Raw genomic sequence first — 14,526 nt, forward strand, 5'->3', positions numbered from 1 at the left:
GGGGAACGACCTGCGAGGTGGACACGTATGCCTTCCCTCCGGGGGACACGGTCTCAGGACAGGAGCCTTATGGACAAAGGGATTTGGAGACACGAGCACTGAGTGAGCGAGGCGCCGCGGCTCTCCTGAGACCGCAGCGCCGCTAGCCGGGTCCCCGAGGCGGCGGCCTCCGAGGGGCTTCGTCCGTCAGGCGCCCAGGAGTTGGGCCATGCGGAGCTCGTCCAGGATGCGGTCGATGTCCTCCTCGACCTGCTCGGCGCTCACCGCGTACTTCTCGGTGAGCGTCGACACCGCCTGCTCCCTCGTCATGCCTTCGAGCAGCGTGCGGACTATGAGGGCCGCGGTCGGATTGAGTGTGAAGTACTCCCCGCTGTTCTGGTCGAGCAGTGCCATGCCGTACTCGGTGTCGGCGGTCACCACTCCGGGGCGCAGTGTCATCGTCATGCCGTAGGACCTCCTGCGTCGGTTTCCGCGGCCCCCAGCGGGCCGTGGGAGCTTTCACCCGCGCGGCCGCCGTCCCCCGGGCGCCCGGTGTGTCCGGGGCGCCCGACATCGGCCGGGGCGGTGTCGTCGCCGGAGCGCGGGGCCTCGCCCGGGCGCCGGCTCTCGCGTGAACGCAGCCACACCTCGCAGCCGACCGTCGGATGCAAAAGCGCGCTCTCGAGGTCGGCCGCGAGTGGCCGGAGGCACCAGGCGCGCAGCGCGTCGACGTCGACGAGTCCGAGCCGGTCGAGTCGCGAGTCCTCCCAGAGGGCGAGCAGCGAGGCTCGGTGGCGGCGCAGCCCGGTCTCCTCCTCGAACGCGGCGTGGGCCTTGGTGGTGCGGTGACGGCTGGTCTCGGGGACGACCCCGCGCATCGCCTCCTCGATGAGGGGCTTGTAACGCCAGGGGGTGACCCGTTCCTCCGGCCGTACGGCGAGTGCGGCCTCGACGAGCGCGTCGTCGTAGTAGGGCGAGGCGAAGGTGGTGCCGAGGGGTTCGGACATCTGGTCGACGTGCCGCGAGAAGCGGGCGAGGGTGCGCAGGGTGGCGAGCTCGCGGTGCCCGCCGTGCCCGGTGTCCAGCGGTTTCGCGGTCCCGGCCTCTTCGAGGACGAGGTCGCGGACGGCGTCCACCGCTCGGGCCGTGGCCCAGGGCGGCAGCCTCGGCGGGATGCCCCACTCGAACATGGGCGCCGACATGTCGGGCTGCGGGCAGGCGAGGTCCCGGGCCACGAGCCGCAGCCAACTCCCGTAATCCTGCCGGTCGAACAGCTGGCGCAGTGCCGCGCGCCGGGACCAGCGGTGCTTCGAGGTGAAGCCGCGGGTGTGCCGCCAGGCCGTACGCGGGTGGCGGGCCAGGAGGCCGTGGACGTGCGCGGAGGCGCCGCTGAACAGCTCGTCGCCGCCCATCCCGCTCAGGTGCAGGGGTGAACCGTGCCGGGCGGCCTGCTCGACGATGTACATGCGCCGGTGCCGGTTGACGGTGTAGAGCGACGGCGTGTCCAGGATGTCGTCGAGGGTGTCCACACCGTCGAAGGTCAGGGGTACCAACTGGGCGGGCACCACATGGTGTTCGACTCCCCCGAGTGCCTCGACCGTGCGTCGCGCACAGGTGACGTCGTCGCCCAGCACGTCGTGGACCGCGGCGGTGTACGCGACGAGCTTCACCTCGGCCCGTACGGCGGTGCAGACCACGGCGGTGGAGTCGACACCGCCGAGGTCGGCGCTGATCAGGTCGTGGCCACCGGTCCTGGCCGCCACGGCGGCGGCCAGCCGGTCGCGGACCAGCCGGGCGCCCTCGGTCAGCGGCAGTTCGGGTGAGGGCGGGGACCAGCACCGGCCGGTACGGGCATTCCCGTCCCGGTCGAGCCGCAGACGCCGGTCACCGGGCAGGACATCGACGCCGTGCCAGACGCTCTGAGCCGTCAAGGGGTGCAGGATGCCGGGGCTGAGGAGCTGGACGGCCAGCCGGCGTTCGTCCAGGTCCGCGCCGACGAGGTCGGCGAGGACGTCGGCGCGGTCGGAGGCGAGGTGGGCACGGGACGGACGCGCCGCGGCGAAGAAGACGGTGCGTGCGCCGCTGACGGGGCCGCGCACGAGGACCTGCCCGTCGAGGCTCGCGAGCAGGTGGTGACTGCCGGGCCACCGGGCGGCAATGCGCTCGACGCCCGCCGACGAGCCGGTACGCGCGGCGCGTTCGGCTTCCTCGGCCGTCACGGCGTGCTGCCCGATCACGGCGACGCGGCTGCCTCCGCACCGTGCCGTCGTCAAGGTCCGCGCGGACCACCGGCCGATCAGCCAGGGCCGGCCGGAGGCGTGCGGGAGCTCCTGCGACGCGCAGGACCGCAGCCGCGCCGCCTGACCGGCGACGGCGTCGGTGTCCGGGAGCACCACGAACCAGCTGGACGTGGTGGGAAATGAGGTACCAATCGCCATGGGCGGGCCCCTCCGCTCGGTGCGTGTCCGTGATGTACGGGCGAGTCGACACATGCCCGCGGACACGGGAGGTCGACGTGCTCCGCAGTACACGGGGAGTCGACGCGTGCCCGTGATGTACGGGCGAGTTGACGCGTGTCCGTGGTGGTGCACGGGCGAGCGTGGGCGGCACGAGGCCGCCCACGCTCATGACCGTCCGCCCGTCCCACGCCACCCGCTCACGCCGGCGACGAGGGAGGACGGTGCGGCCGGTTCGGGTCAGAGCAGGCTGTGGCCGCCCAGCAGGTCGGGGCTGCCCTTACCGGCGAGGCCGGTCGTCTTGTGGAAGCTGCCGGCCTTGATGAGGGTGGGACGCTCGTACGCCATCGTCGTATCCCTTCGTCGGTGAATTCGGCGCTGATTCCGTTGAACACAGCGTCGCTTTCCGCGAATCGACGGGCCGCCTTTTCTCGATCGGCCGGTCGACGCAAGGCATAAAGCTAGGCGCGATTCTCGCCGACCACAACGGCGCACGCGATTCGACCGGAGCACACCCGGAGTTACGGCATGCCTCCTGCCGCTCTCCGTGCTGCACGCGCACCCGGCATCCGCCGTCATGAATGAAGAATCGGGGGGTAAAGGCATTCACCCCGCCGAATCAGCTCTCCACTTTCGGTCATATGAGCGAGAGAAAGAATGAGCGGAATCGCAGGTACCGAGCCGATGGAGCGGGAACGCGCGGGATTCCCCCTGGCGAGAGCCCGTCATTCGTGACCGCTGTCCGGATTACGGCTCGGCGCGGTCACCGTTTCTCCACAGACCTTCCCGTGACGGCACGGGGATTCCCTCACAGTCACTCGGATCACAACTCTGTGATGGAATAACACATTCCCCGTCGAGGGGTCATCGAATTGCCCGCTCGTTCCCATCACAGGTTGTCCGAGGCAAACATTGCCTGTCCGCCCTAGCGAGCCGCCTTCACCGAAACTCCACGGAATTCGGTCGCGGCGCCTGGTCTTCATGGATCGAGCGGGCGTCTTTCGCGGGCAATTCCGGTTGCGCGTACACAGGTTCGGGTCACACGTACGCGAGTTCGAGGCTCTGCAGTTCGTCAAGTCCGGAGCGGAACGGCGGCGGTGCCGGGCACGGCCACTCCACCGGGGATGAATTGTCGCGCCAGGGTCGGCACGTCCCCGCCGGGGCGGGTGCAGCTGAGCTCCGTCCGGCCGTGCAGGCAATGGGAGTTGATGCAGCGGCCCAGCGCCCCGGGCGGGCACCCCGGGCACGCGTCGACTGCGACGCCAAGCACGGCCGGCCCGGTGCGAGGGGCGCACAGCATGAGGTGATGAGCCCTGTACGCGCCCCCGCGTACGTAGGCAGAATGCGCCACGTCGGCGTCATTCGGCCGGGTCTCCGCCGCCTCAACTTCCCAGGAAAGAAGGTCGGTTGCCGTGCAGTTGCGTCTTCCCACGTCCGTGTCCGAAGCGCAGCAATGCCTGGCCGAGGGAGCAGTGCCGGTAGGCGGGGCCACACTGGTGTGGGCGACCTGGCAGCGGGACGGTTTCCCCGAGCAGGCGATGTCCCTGCGCGGCCTGCCGGAGGCCAACGTGGTCGAGCGCGACGCGCTGGGCGGGGCCGTGGTGCTGCACCGCGTCGACGACCGCGTGCCCGAGGTGCTGCAACTGGCCGCCTCCTCGGTGGGGACCGGAGCGGTCCGCCGTACGGCCACCGTCGGCGGCAACGTCGTCGGCAGCACCCTGCGCTGTCTGCTCCCGGCGGCCCTGGTCCTGGACGCCCGCGCGCGCGTCCTGACGCCGGACGGCGCCTACGAGACCGATCTGGTCGAGCTGGTCGCCAAGCGCCCGCTGCTGCTGAGCCTCCACTGGCGCGAGCCGGTGGCCAGCTCGTACCTCAAGCTTGAGGGTGACGCGGGCGGCCCACCCCCTCTGGTCGTCGCCGCCGCGGTGCACACCGACGCCGACGGGAGCAACCGGATGCGCGTCGCCGTCCGTGACGGCTACGAGGTGCTAGCCGACAGCGCCGCGTACGACCCCGGCACCGGGGCGGAGCAGGTCGTGCAGGCCCTGGCCCGTACGGACGTCGGCGCGCTGCACCCCATGGCCTGGGATGTGGTCCGCCGGCACGTCACCGACCTCCTGGACCGGCCCACCGTCCGCTGAGACCGAGGGCCAGCCCTCACCGGCGGGGAGAGGTCCGGCGGGTAGAGGACACCCCCTGTCCTCCAGGAGGACTCAGACCTTCCACGCCCGTAGCTGGTCGGCGACAGGCAGGATGCCGAGACGCGTGTCACGGATCTTGCGGACCAGGTCCGACAGGCCGCCGTAGGGCGGGTCGATGCCCTCACCGGACTGATCCATGTACTGTGCGGCGACGAACGCCGCGAAGAGGCTGTTGCGGTGCGGGAGCGGTTCCAGGCGCACGATGGTGTGCATCAGCGCTGCCGCCCGCCACGCCGCGTCGGGGTCGGCGGCGGCGAGCGTGGGCAGCTTGGTCCGGTGCCGGGCGACGGCGGCCACGAGCGCGGAGTAGTCCGCGACCGACATGTCCTCGCTGAGCAGGGCGGTCTCCTGGACGTCGAGCAGCCAGGCGACGTCAACGTAGAAGTGCATCAGGCAGCCGCAGCGCCGTCACGTCGCTCGGAGGGCGGCACCTCGTCCGGGAACGCGTCGTCGAACTCACCGCGCAGCCGCTCGGCCCACACACCCGCGCCGTCCACGAACTGCTTGCGCTGCATCTCGCGCACCCCGAGGTCGTGGAGGTACTGCTTGAGGCTCTTGCCGGCGGCGGCGGCGGCCGCGCGGACACCCTCGAGTTCCTCGTCGGTGAAGGACACGTTGAGCGATGGCATACGACAATGGTACCTACTTGGTGCCGACGAGCGGAAGCCCAGCGCGAGACGCCCTGAGCGGGCGGGCAGGGCGCCGCTGCGACACCCCGCCCGCCCGCGTGCCGTCAGCGGTGACCGCCGCGCCGGTCCAGACGTGCCAGCACCGCTCCCGCCATGGCTTCCATGCCCGTCGCGTTCGGGTGCGCGGGTGCGGCGGGCGCGGCCGGACGGAGGGGCTCGATCCAGCGGTCGGCGGGCGCCTTGCACATGTCGTGGCCGATGGTCGGCTTGTACGTGTCGACGTACTCGGCCCGGTTCAGCAGCGCGACCGTGCGCAGCATCAGGTTGAGCCGCTTGCCGGTGTCACGCAGGTACGGGAAGTCCTTCGCCGCGAACGGAACCGACGGATAGCAGCCGCTCCCGTCCTCCGGAAGGAGGTCGGGGTAGCCGACGAGGACGACGCGGGCGTGCGGCGCCTTGGCGTGCACGGCGCGCAGCACGCGGGCCACCTTCGGTGCCGTCTCCAGGATGTTGAGCGTGAGCTGGTCGGCGCCGGACGAACCGTAGTACTGCTGACAGGGGTTGCCCGTCAGGTCCTTCGAACTGAGGGCGGCGCAGGTGCCGATGATGGAGCCGAAGCCCATGTCGTTGCCACCGATCTGCACGGTCACCAGGTCGGTGTCACGGCGTACGGCGTCCAGTTGGGGGCCGTTGGTCCCCTGCGCCTTCCACATCTCCGCGGTCGTCGCGCCACCGCAGCTGACGTCGGTGAAGGTGGCGACCTTGCGGGCGGCGGCAACGAGCGACGGGTAATTGTGGTCGGAGCGGGCGCAGTTGGCGTCGACCTGACGTGGGATCAGCGGACCTGAGGTGTACGAGTCGCCGAGCGCCACGTAGTCCGTACGATGCCCGGAGTGCCCCGTGCCGTCCGTGGCCGTGGCCGCGGGAGCGAAGCCCGCCACCAGGGCGCAGCTGCCGAGAGCGGCCCCCAGTGCGACGGCGCGCCGCCGTCTCGGCACAGCGCCGCCCTCGCGCGATTCGTGGTCCATCGTGCCCTCCCCTGTAACCGTGACCGTGTGCGGGACATGCCGGACTCCCGAGGGAGCGCACGCGGACATGCGCCACCGTGGTGACGTGACGTGGTGAACTGCTGCCCCGCAAGACCTACGCGCTTGTATACCGGCAGGTAGGTTCCTGAACCAGGTTTTGGACAACGTCGTCTCGGCCACGCCCGTTATTGCATCCGCCCGGCCCAGAGAGTCCCGGGCGAAGGTGCCCGGCGGGACGCGGGCGCGCGGAGCCCATGAGCCGCACCGCGGGCCCAGCCCGCCGCAGCAACGGCCGGTCACCTCCTGCCCCCGGCGCGAATTCAACAGATGCGCGACTTGGCGGGGAACGCGGTGACCACGGCACGGGAGCGCACACGTGGGGTGCGGGGCCGCACGGCAGCGTCCGGTCGTCTCACCAGCGACGATCCGCCGACAGTCGCAGAATCCGCCGCCCGGGCGCGGCCTGTCCCAAATCCACGGAACCCGCCTCGCCTAATTCATCAACGTGGAAATCGATGGGCGGGCGGCCGAGTGTTGAGCCAGGACACCGGGATCCCCCGGACCCCTCGACGAAGGAAGAGCGACATGTCGCCCACGCGCGCCAACGCCGCCGGCCCCGCTCCGGTCGTACGCCACAACCTGATTCTGGTGGTCACGTGCCTCGCTCTGGGCACGGTGGTCGCCGCGATGGCATCACTGAACGTCGCTCTGCCCGATCTCGCCCGGGAGACGCACGCGACGCAGACCCAACTGTCCTGGATCATCGACTCGTACAGCCTCGTCTTCGCCTCGCTCCTGCTGCCCGCGGGCGCCCTCGGTGACCGCTTCGGCCGTCGGCGGGCACTGCTCGCGGGGCTGGCCCTCTTCGGCGGAGGTTCGGCCGCCGCCGCGCTGACGACCGATCCCTCCCTGCTCATCGGTCTGCGCGCCGTACTGGGCGCCGGGGCGGCGCTGGTCATGCCGGCCACCCTGTCGACGATCACCAGCACGTTCCCGCGGGCGGAGCGGACGCGTGCGGTCAGTGTCTGGGCGGCCGTCGCGGGAGCGAGCGCCCTGGTCGGCCTGTTCGCCACCGGCGCGCTCCTGGAGGGCTGGTCGTGGCGCTCGGTGTTCCTGCTGAACGTCGCCCTCGCGCTGATCGCCCTGATCGGCACGCTGCTCTTCGTGCCGGAGTCGGCCGCGGCCGACCAGCCGCGTCTCGACATCGGAGGCGCGCTCCTCGCGGTGGCCGGTCTCGTCGCCCTCGTCTACTCCGTGATCGAAGCTCCGACCCGCGGCTGGGACAGCGCGGCGACCCTCGGCGGCATCGCCCTCGGCCTGGCCGTCCTGACGGGCTTCGTGTTCTTCGAACTGCGTCAGAAGCACCCTCTGCTGGACCCCAGGCTGTTCCTGAACCGCCACTTCACCGCGGGCTCGCTGTCGATCACCCTCCAGTTCTTCGTCTTCTTCGGCTTCATCTTCGTGATGATGCAGTACCTCCAGCTGGTGCGCGGGGACAGTGCGCTCATGGCGGCGGTCGCGATGCTGCCGATGGCCGCCGGCATGATTCCGCTCGCCCGTGCCACCCCGCACCTGGTGGCACGGTTCGGTATCCGTGGTCCCTGGACGGCCGGTCTGGTGGGCGTGGCGACCGGGATGCTCGTGCTGTCGCGGCTGGACGCGTCGAGCTCGTACTGGCTCATCGCCGCCGGACTCCTGCCACTGGGCGCCGGCATGGGCCTGGCCATGACGCCCGCCACCACCTGCATCACGGACGCGCTGCCGAACGCGCTGCAGAACATCGGGTCCGCCATGAACGACCTCTCGCGCGAACTCGGCGGAGCGCTGGGCATCGCCGTCCTCGGCAGCCTGCTCAGCGCGACCTACCGTGAGCGGCTGGACCTGCCCGGCCTGCCGCACCACGCGGCCGAGGCCGCCCGGTCCTCCCTCGCCGCCGCGCACGCCATGGGTGACCCGGTCGCCGGCCACGCCACCACGGCGTTCGTCGACGGCATGCACCTCGCGCTGCTGGGCGCCGCCGTGGCAGCCGGGCTCGCCGCCCTGGCCGTCACCGTCCTGCTGCGTTCCGCCGCCCACTCCCCCACGTCCGCCGGCGACGACAACTCCCGTACCGACGCGGCGGGTTCACGCCCCTCCACGGCTACGGCTCAGGAGCAGCACTCGTACCGGTGAGTCCAGGTGACCGGTTAATCCAGGCGACCGGCGTCTCCCTCGCACGACGGGAGGCGCCGGTTCCGCGTCGCGGACCTCCGCGACGGTGGCGTCGACATCGACATAGGCAGCGGCACCGGGGGTCACCGCGGACGGCGAGGAGCCGTCGGCGGGCGTGCCGGGCCGCGCAGGGCCAGCCGCACCTGCGGAGCCAGGTAGCGGACGGCCTCCTCGGGGCTCATGGAGGCGACCGGTTCGAGCCGCAGGAGGTAGCGGGAGGTGATCAGACCCGCGACCACGGTGGTGAACGCGCCGGCGAACTGCCGCGCGTTCCTCCCCGGCAGGAGGGCCGCGACCCGTTCGACGATCTCGCGCTCCACGGCTTCCTTGACCAGCTCCCCGAACGCCTCGTCGCCGGCGGCACCCTTGAGCATGGCCAGCAGCGGCGGCCCGGAGACGGGGTCGTCCCAGACGGCGACGACCTGCCGCACGACACGTTCCGGAAGGGTGGCCAGGTCCCCCTCTTCGAGCAGCTCGGCCAGGACCTCGGCCGGGTTGGCGCCCAGCGCGAGGGCGGCACCGAACAGCCCCTTCTTGGAACGGAAGTAGTAGCTGATCAGCGCCAGGTCGACCTCCGCCTCGGCGGCGACCGACCGCAGGGTGACCGCGTGATAGCCCTCCTGGAGGAACCGGCGCCGGGCGACGGCAAGGATCGCGGCCCGGGTGTCGGGGCTCCCCGGCCTGCGGCCCCGCCGCGCTCCCGCCGTGTTCGTCACGGACGTCATTCTAGGAAGCTGGGGCTTCCGAACCGACCGAGGCACACGCTCGGGTCCAGGGGAGGCGGGCGGAGACGTCTGCCTCATGGCAGTAGCGGAAGCGGGCCAACGGCTCTCCAACGGTCACCGCTGGAGCCGGAACAGCACCGAGGACGTAGCCGCCGTCATCGGCCGGTGCAAGGCCGACCGGCTCATCTGTGTGCTGGAGGTCCACGACACCACCGGCTACGGCGAGGAGTCGGCCGCGTCCCTCGTCGACCAGGCCGCCGACTACTGGATCGGCCTCAAGGACGTGCTCACGGGCGAGGAGGACCACGTCGTCATCAACATCGGCAACGAGCCCTGGGGCAACACCGATCCGGCCGGCTGGACCGCACCCACCACCGCCGCGCTCCGCAAACTCCGCAGCGCCGGGTTCGAGCACACGATCATGGTCGACGCGCCCAACTGGGGCCAGGACCGGCAGGGCGTCATGCGCGCCCAGGCCCGGTCCGTCTACACGGCGGACCCGACCGGCAACCTCATCCTCTCGATCCACATGTACAGCGTCTACGACACCGCCCAGAAGGTCACCGACTACCCCCAGGCCTTCGTGGACGCCGGACTCCCCCTCCTGATCGGCGAGTTCGGCGGGCCGCCCGACCAGTACGGCGATCCGGACGAGGACACCATGATGGCCGCCGCCGAGGAACTCGGGCTGGGCTGCCTGGCCTGGTCCTGGAGCGGGAACACCGGCCCCGTGCTCGACCTGGCCATCGACTTCGACCCCGCCCGGCTCAGCTCCCGGGGACAACGCGTCTTCCACGGCGAGAACGGCATCCTCCAGACCTCCCGGGAAGCCACCGTCTACGGCGGCTCCCAGGGCGACACCCGCGCCCCGACCCCGCCGGCGCCCCGGCCGCGTCCGCCGTGACGGCCACCTCCGTGACCCTGACCTGGGCCGCTTCCGCGGACGACGTCGGTGTCACCGGCTACGACGTCGTCCGTGTCAGCGGCGACTCCGAGTCCCCCGTCGTCTCGGCCTCCACTCCGACCGCCTACGGGAGGCGGCCGCGGGCCCGTCGGGGCCGGTTCAGGACGTGGCGCAGGCGGCGCCGTCGAGGGTGAACGCGGTGGGCGCCGTGTTGGTGCTCCCCCTTGGCGGCGGTGAAGCCGACCGTGACCGAGCCCTTCGCGGGCACGGTGGAGGCGGCGGAGACGCGGCCCTTCCCACCGTCCTGGGAAGGGGTACCGCCCCACATGTTGGTGACTTTCTGGCCGTCGGCGAAGGCGAAGGCGAGCCTCCAGCCGTCGATGCCGGCGGTCCCGGTAGGCGCCGCGGGTCCTTCGTCCCGACGTGACGGTGTCAGGGTGTCCGTCCCGACGGGCGGTGACCGTCGAGGGCGGGAACGGGGCGGGCCGCGGGCTCAGGCGCTGTCGAGAAGCACCGCCAGTGCCTCGGCCGTCGCCGGGTGGCGGGCGGTCAGCGCCGCCCCCGCCGGGCCCTCGTCCGGGGTCTCCCAGACTCCGTCGCAGCCCAGTAGGTCCGCCACGGCGTCGCACGTCGCCGGGTGAGCGGTGAGGAGCGCGCAGCCGCCCTTCTCCGCTCCCGCCGGAGGCAGGCCGGCCGCGGGTTCCGGCTGGGCCCGCCACGGCGGAACCCACGCGTCCAGCGCCGCGAGCCGGCCGGGGAACATCCGCCCGGCCTCGCGGACCAGCAGCGGCGCCGACTCGGCACCGTCGGCCCGCAGCGTCGTGATCAGCGTCGGCAGCCATGGCAGGAGCACGGGGTCGGGCAACCGCCCGAAGGCGTTCGACACGGCCTCCACCACGAAGTCGGCGAGGCCGGGGACAGGCTCCAGCGCGTGCACGAATCCGCTGAGGTAACGCGGATAGGCCGGCACCACCAGGGGGTTGCCCAGCAGTTCGTCGCACCTCGCCCTGAGGTCCGCGCGGGACAACTGCCCGAGCTGCACCTGAGCCGCCCACAGCAGCGCCGTCTTGGACGGGTCATGCGGATGCGACTGGACGACGGCCAGCTCCAGCTGGGTCCGGTCGCAGCCCAGTGACAGGGCCAGTCCCTCCATGCTGAACAGGAAGCCAAGCATGGCCCCGACCTGGCGGACGGTGGCGTCCTCGTCGGTGAACGCCGTCGGCAGCAGGGTGCAGTAGTGCGCGTAGCCCGCCTTGACGAAGGACTCGATCCATGGCGGGAGCACGGGCCGGCTGGTCCGGTAGTACGCCAGCAACCGCCGTATCCTGCGCAGCACTTCGGGCGCGCCCTCGACGCCGCGCTCGGCGGACAGCACTTCCAGGGCGCGGGTGCCCAGTTCGTCGGCGAGGCGGTGGCTGCGCAGATACAGCGTCGCGTCCTCGACCGCCTCCAGGACCGTCGCCGTGGTGGCCTGCGCGCTGTACGCGGTACGGCGCAGCCGCTGTTCGAGGACCTGCTCGATGCTGACGCCCTCGTAGCCGAGTTCGATCAGCGCACGCTGGTGTGTGCCGAGCGCCAGGTCCCACGACTCCTGGATGGGCCGCTCCCCCAGCTTCCGCTCCCCCATGATCGGGCGGGCGGCGCCCTGCGGCATCAGGTACCGCAGCATCCACAGCACGTCGGAGCAGCGCTCCAGCCGCGGCTCGGACGCGATGTCCAGCAACGCCCGCTGCACGCCCCGCTGTTGGAGTCCGAGGCCGAGCGGGGCGAGCCTGTCGTGCACGTCGCGGGCCAGGGGCGGCAGCGCGTCGTAGCCGACCTGGCCGACCCGGTCGCCGCCCATCATGATCTCGACGAGGCGGCGCACGTCGCGCCGGCCGGGCACGGAGTCCTTCTCGATGCAGGTGACCGCCGCGTCCTGGAAGTCGTACGGCGTGGGCTTGGCGCGGTCGCGCATCCCGGCCAGCAGGATCGACGTCTCGAACACCGCGATGGCGTCGGCGGTGGAGGCGAGGTAGCCGTTGCGGCGGGCGGCACGCACGATGTCCACCGACCAGCCGAGCAGCTCGGTCTCGTCCAGGCGGTCGAGGACGGGCGGCCGCTGGAGGAAGCCGGTCAGTCTGTCGGAGGCCGGCGGCGCCGGTACGGAAGCGGTCGCCGCCACGGCCTTCCGCGGCTTCTTCGTGCCGGCCTGGCCCGCCAGCCGGTACGGCCGCACGCGCGTCCGGCGTACGTTCTTCGCCCAGACCGTCGCCGCGATGGACACGGACCCGGCGGCCAGGCCGAACTGCGCCTCTATCGCCGCGTGGCTGGACGGGATCAGGCCGTACCGCCACTCGGTTGCGCTACGAGGGCTGATCTCGAAGGTGTCGGTGCCGTGGACGCCGAACTCGGCGACGCGGCTGGCGGCGTGGTAGGCGCCGCAGACGTAGAGGCAGTCCTCCACGTCGGTGCCGGTGGCCGCCAGGTGTTCGCGCATCCGGGTCCACATGAACCGCTCGCGGTCCTCGTCGACACTTACCCGGTGAGGGTCCCCCGGCGCCAGGCGCCGGAAGAGGCTGCCGATCAGGAACATGACCTGGCGGTAGGTGTCGTGGTCGCTGTCGCCGAGCGGCAGTTCCACGTACTGGTGCCACCACTCCGACCAGTGCCGCACCTTGCCGTGCCGCAGCAGGTGCTCCTCCAGTTCGGCGAAGCGCGGCCGCAGGTCGCCGATCTCCACGCCGACCGCGTCGCCGTGCAGCGCCGCTTCCTCTTCGGCCGGCGGCGCGTCCGGGTCGGTCGGCTCGTCCGAGCCGGTCGCGCGGGCGTCCCACTGGAAGACGTGGTCCGAGGAGCGGTCGACGAGGACCAGTTCGACCCCGGGGGTGTCCAGGGCGTAGGCGATCGCCTGGTACTCGGCCGAGGCCTCCGTGATGGGGGCGACCACCGACAGCGGGGACCACTCGGCCGGGAAACCGTCGACCTCGCTGGCGAACGCCTGGATCGCCACCGGCAGCTTGCAGTTGCGCAGTTCCGTCAGCAGGGGCGTCATGTCCTCGCACAGCTCCAGGTACACGACCTTGGGCTGTTTCTCCCGCAGGCGCCTGGCCATGGCGATCGCCGAGGCGGGCGAGTGGTGGCAGACGGGGAAGATCTCCAGCGGTTCGCGCACCGCGCGGTCGACGTCGTCCACGATGCCGAGGAGGATGCCCTCCAGGGCGTCCGGCCCGCCGGCGAACGTCTGCGCCGCCTCGTGGAGTTGACCGCGCAGTGCGCTGAAGGTCTCCTCGGGGGCGCTCACGACAGCGTGGCGATCGCGTCGCGCCCGCCTTCGAGGAACTCGGGCCAGGAACCGCCCTCCTCCTTGCTGCGCGGCTCCACGACGCCGTGCAGGTACTTGTTCAGGATGGCCAGGTCCTCGGGCTCGCGCCTGGCCAGGGAGCCGACGAGCGAGGAGGCGAGCGTCCGGGCGGTCAGGGCGCGCTCGCCGAAGAAGTTGCTGTGCAGGATGGCGTCCTCCAGCACGCCGATCTGTTCGGCGGTGGACAGCGCGGACTCCAGCTTCTCGTCGTCGCTGCCGGCCGCGGCCGCCGAGGCGCGCAGGTCGGCGAAGCTCTGCAGCAGCACGTCGAGCAGCGTCGGCGGCACGTCCAGCTCCAGTTGGTGGCGGCGCAGCAGTTCCTCCGTGCGGAAGCGGACGATCTCCACCTCGCTCTTCTTGTTCGTCACCACGGGGATGCGGACGAAGTTGAAGCGGCGCTTGAGTGCCGAGGAGAGGTCGTTGACGCCCCGGTCGCGGCTGTTGGCGGTGGCGATGATGGAGAAGCCCGGCTTGGCGAAGACGATGCTGTCGCTGTCGAGTTCGGGGACCGAGATGTACTTCTCGGAGAGGATCGAGATCAGCGCGTCCTGGACGTCGCTGGTGGAGCGGGTGAGCTCCTCGAAGCGGCCGATCGCACCGGTCTCCATGGCGGTCATGATGGGTGAGGGGATCATGGACTCGCGTGACTGGCCTTTGGCGATGACCATGGACACGTTCCACGAGTACTTGATGTGGTCCTCGGTGGTGCCTGCCGTGCCCTGCACGACCAGCGTGGAGTTGCGGGAGATCGCGGCGGACAGCAGCTCGGCCAGCCAGCTCTTGCCGGTGCCGGGGTCGCCGATGAGCAGCAGTCCGCGGTCGGAGGCGAGCGTGACGATGGACCGCTCGACGAAGCTGCGGTCGCCGAACCACTTGGGCGCGATCTCCCGGTCGAGGCCGTCGGAGCGCTCGGAGCCCAGGACGAACAGGCGGACCATCTTCGGTGACAGGCGCCAGGAGAAGGGCTTGGGGTTGTCGTCGACGGACTCCAGCCAGTCCAGCTCCTCGGCGTACTTGATCTCGGCGGGGGCGCGCAGCAGGTCGGACATC

Annotated in this window: 11 protein-coding genes and 2 pseudogenes; 3 read left to right on the forward strand and 10 right to left on the reverse strand. The window is 71.4% G+C overall.

Features of this window, described 5'->3' with window-relative positions; genetic code table 11:
- Positions 1-186: 186 nt before the first annotated feature.
- The 3 genes from ACZ4VA_RS06680 to ACZ4VA_RS06690 all read right to left on the reverse strand — a co-directional run bounded on the left by ACZ4VA_RS06680 (position 187) and on the right by ACZ4VA_RS06690 (position 2,783).
- On the reverse strand, positions 187-444 hold the full coding sequence (locus ACZ4VA_RS06680) for a lasso peptide biosynthesis PqqD family chaperone (RefSeq protein WP_356172320.1): 258 nt from the start codon (positions 442-444) through the stop codon (positions 187-189).
- A complete protein-coding gene (locus ACZ4VA_RS06685) occupies positions 441-2,417 on the reverse strand; it encodes an asparagine synthase-related protein (protein WP_468080136.1) in 1,977 nt (658 codons plus the stop codon). Before ACZ4VA_RS06685 ends, ACZ4VA_RS06680 begins: the two co-directional genes overlap by 4 nt.
- A 258-nt stretch (positions 2,418-2,675) precedes the next feature.
- Positions 2,676-2,783 carry a keywimysin-related RiPP gene (locus ACZ4VA_RS06690; protein WP_355787710.1) on the reverse strand — a complete coding sequence of 36 codons (108 nt, stop codon included), beginning with the start codon at positions 2,781-2,783 and terminating at the stop codon, positions 2,676-2,678.
- Positions 2,784-3,847: 1,064 nt separating this feature from the next.
- Between ACZ4VA_RS06690 and ACZ4VA_RS06695 the strand changes: the two genes are divergently transcribed.
- On the forward strand, positions 3,848-4,576 hold the full coding sequence (locus ACZ4VA_RS06695) for an FAD binding domain-containing protein (protein WP_356172326.1): 729 nt from the start codon (positions 3,848-3,850) through the stop codon (positions 4,574-4,576).
- Positions 4,577-4,648: 72 nt separating this feature from the next.
- On the opposite strand, the gene ACZ4VA_RS06700 is transcribed toward ACZ4VA_RS06695, so the two are convergent.
- The 3 genes from ACZ4VA_RS06700 to ACZ4VA_RS06710 all read right to left on the reverse strand — a co-directional run bounded on the left by ACZ4VA_RS06700 (position 4,649) and on the right by ACZ4VA_RS06710 (position 6,293).
- Entirely contained in the window at positions 4,649-5,026 is a 378-nt protein-coding gene (locus ACZ4VA_RS06700; protein WP_355787716.1) for a toxin Doc, read from the reverse strand.
- A complete protein-coding gene (locus ACZ4VA_RS06705; protein ID WP_183117239.1) occupies positions 5,026-5,265 on the reverse strand; it encodes a hypothetical protein in 240 nt (79 codons plus the stop codon). The genes ACZ4VA_RS06700 and ACZ4VA_RS06705 overlap by 1 nt, the downstream gene beginning before the upstream one ends.
- 104 nt (positions 5,266-5,369) lie before the next feature.
- Positions 5,370-6,293, reverse strand: coding sequence for an SGNH/GDSL hydrolase family protein (locus ACZ4VA_RS06710; protein ID WP_355787720.1), 924 nt, complete (start codon positions 6,291-6,293; stop codon positions 5,370-5,372).
- A gap of 585 nt (positions 6,294-6,878) precedes the next feature.
- Here ACZ4VA_RS06710 and ACZ4VA_RS06715 point away from each other — a divergent pair.
- Entirely contained in the window at positions 6,879-8,465 is a 1,587-nt protein-coding gene (locus tag ACZ4VA_RS06715) for an MFS transporter (RefSeq protein ID WP_468080139.1), read from the forward strand.
- 122 nt (positions 8,466-8,587) lie between these two features.
- Here ACZ4VA_RS06715 and ACZ4VA_RS06720 read toward each other — a convergent pair whose 3' ends face one another.
- Positions 8,588-9,220: a TetR/AcrR family transcriptional regulator gene (locus ACZ4VA_RS06720; RefSeq protein ID WP_356172332.1), complete on the reverse strand. Its 633-nt coding sequence runs from the start codon at positions 9,218-9,220 to the stop codon at positions 8,588-8,590.
- Between the two features lie 112 nt (positions 9,221-9,332).
- On the opposite strand from ACZ4VA_RS06720, the pseudogene ACZ4VA_RS06725 reads away from it, so the two are divergent.
- Positions 9,333-10,255 (forward strand): annotated as a pseudogene (locus ACZ4VA_RS06725) (cellulase family glycosylhydrolase); the annotation flags it as partial.
- A gap of 37 nt (positions 10,256-10,292) precedes the next feature.
- On the opposite strand, the pseudogene ACZ4VA_RS06730 reads toward ACZ4VA_RS06725, so the two are convergent.
- The 3 genes and pseudogenes from ACZ4VA_RS06730 to ACZ4VA_RS06740 all read right to left on the reverse strand — a co-directional run.
- Positions 10,293-10,530: pseudogene (locus ACZ4VA_RS06730) on the reverse strand (cellulose binding domain-containing protein); the annotation flags it as partial.
- Positions 10,531-10,626: 96 nt separating this feature from the next.
- Positions 10,627-13,416 carry a DUF5682 family protein gene (locus ACZ4VA_RS06735; RefSeq protein ID WP_468080142.1) on the reverse strand — a complete coding sequence of 930 codons (2,790 nt, stop codon included), beginning with the start codon at positions 13,414-13,416 and terminating at the stop codon, positions 10,627-10,629.
- Complete coding sequence (locus ACZ4VA_RS06740; RefSeq protein ID WP_355787103.1) at positions 13,413-14,525, reverse strand: ATP-binding protein; 1,113 nt, start codon at positions 14,523-14,525, stop codon at positions 13,413-13,415. The genes ACZ4VA_RS06735 and ACZ4VA_RS06740 overlap by 4 nt, the downstream gene beginning before the upstream one ends.
- Position 14,526 lies beyond the last annotated feature (1 nt).

This window comes from Streptomyces sp. NPDC028308 (assembly GCF_055565855.1).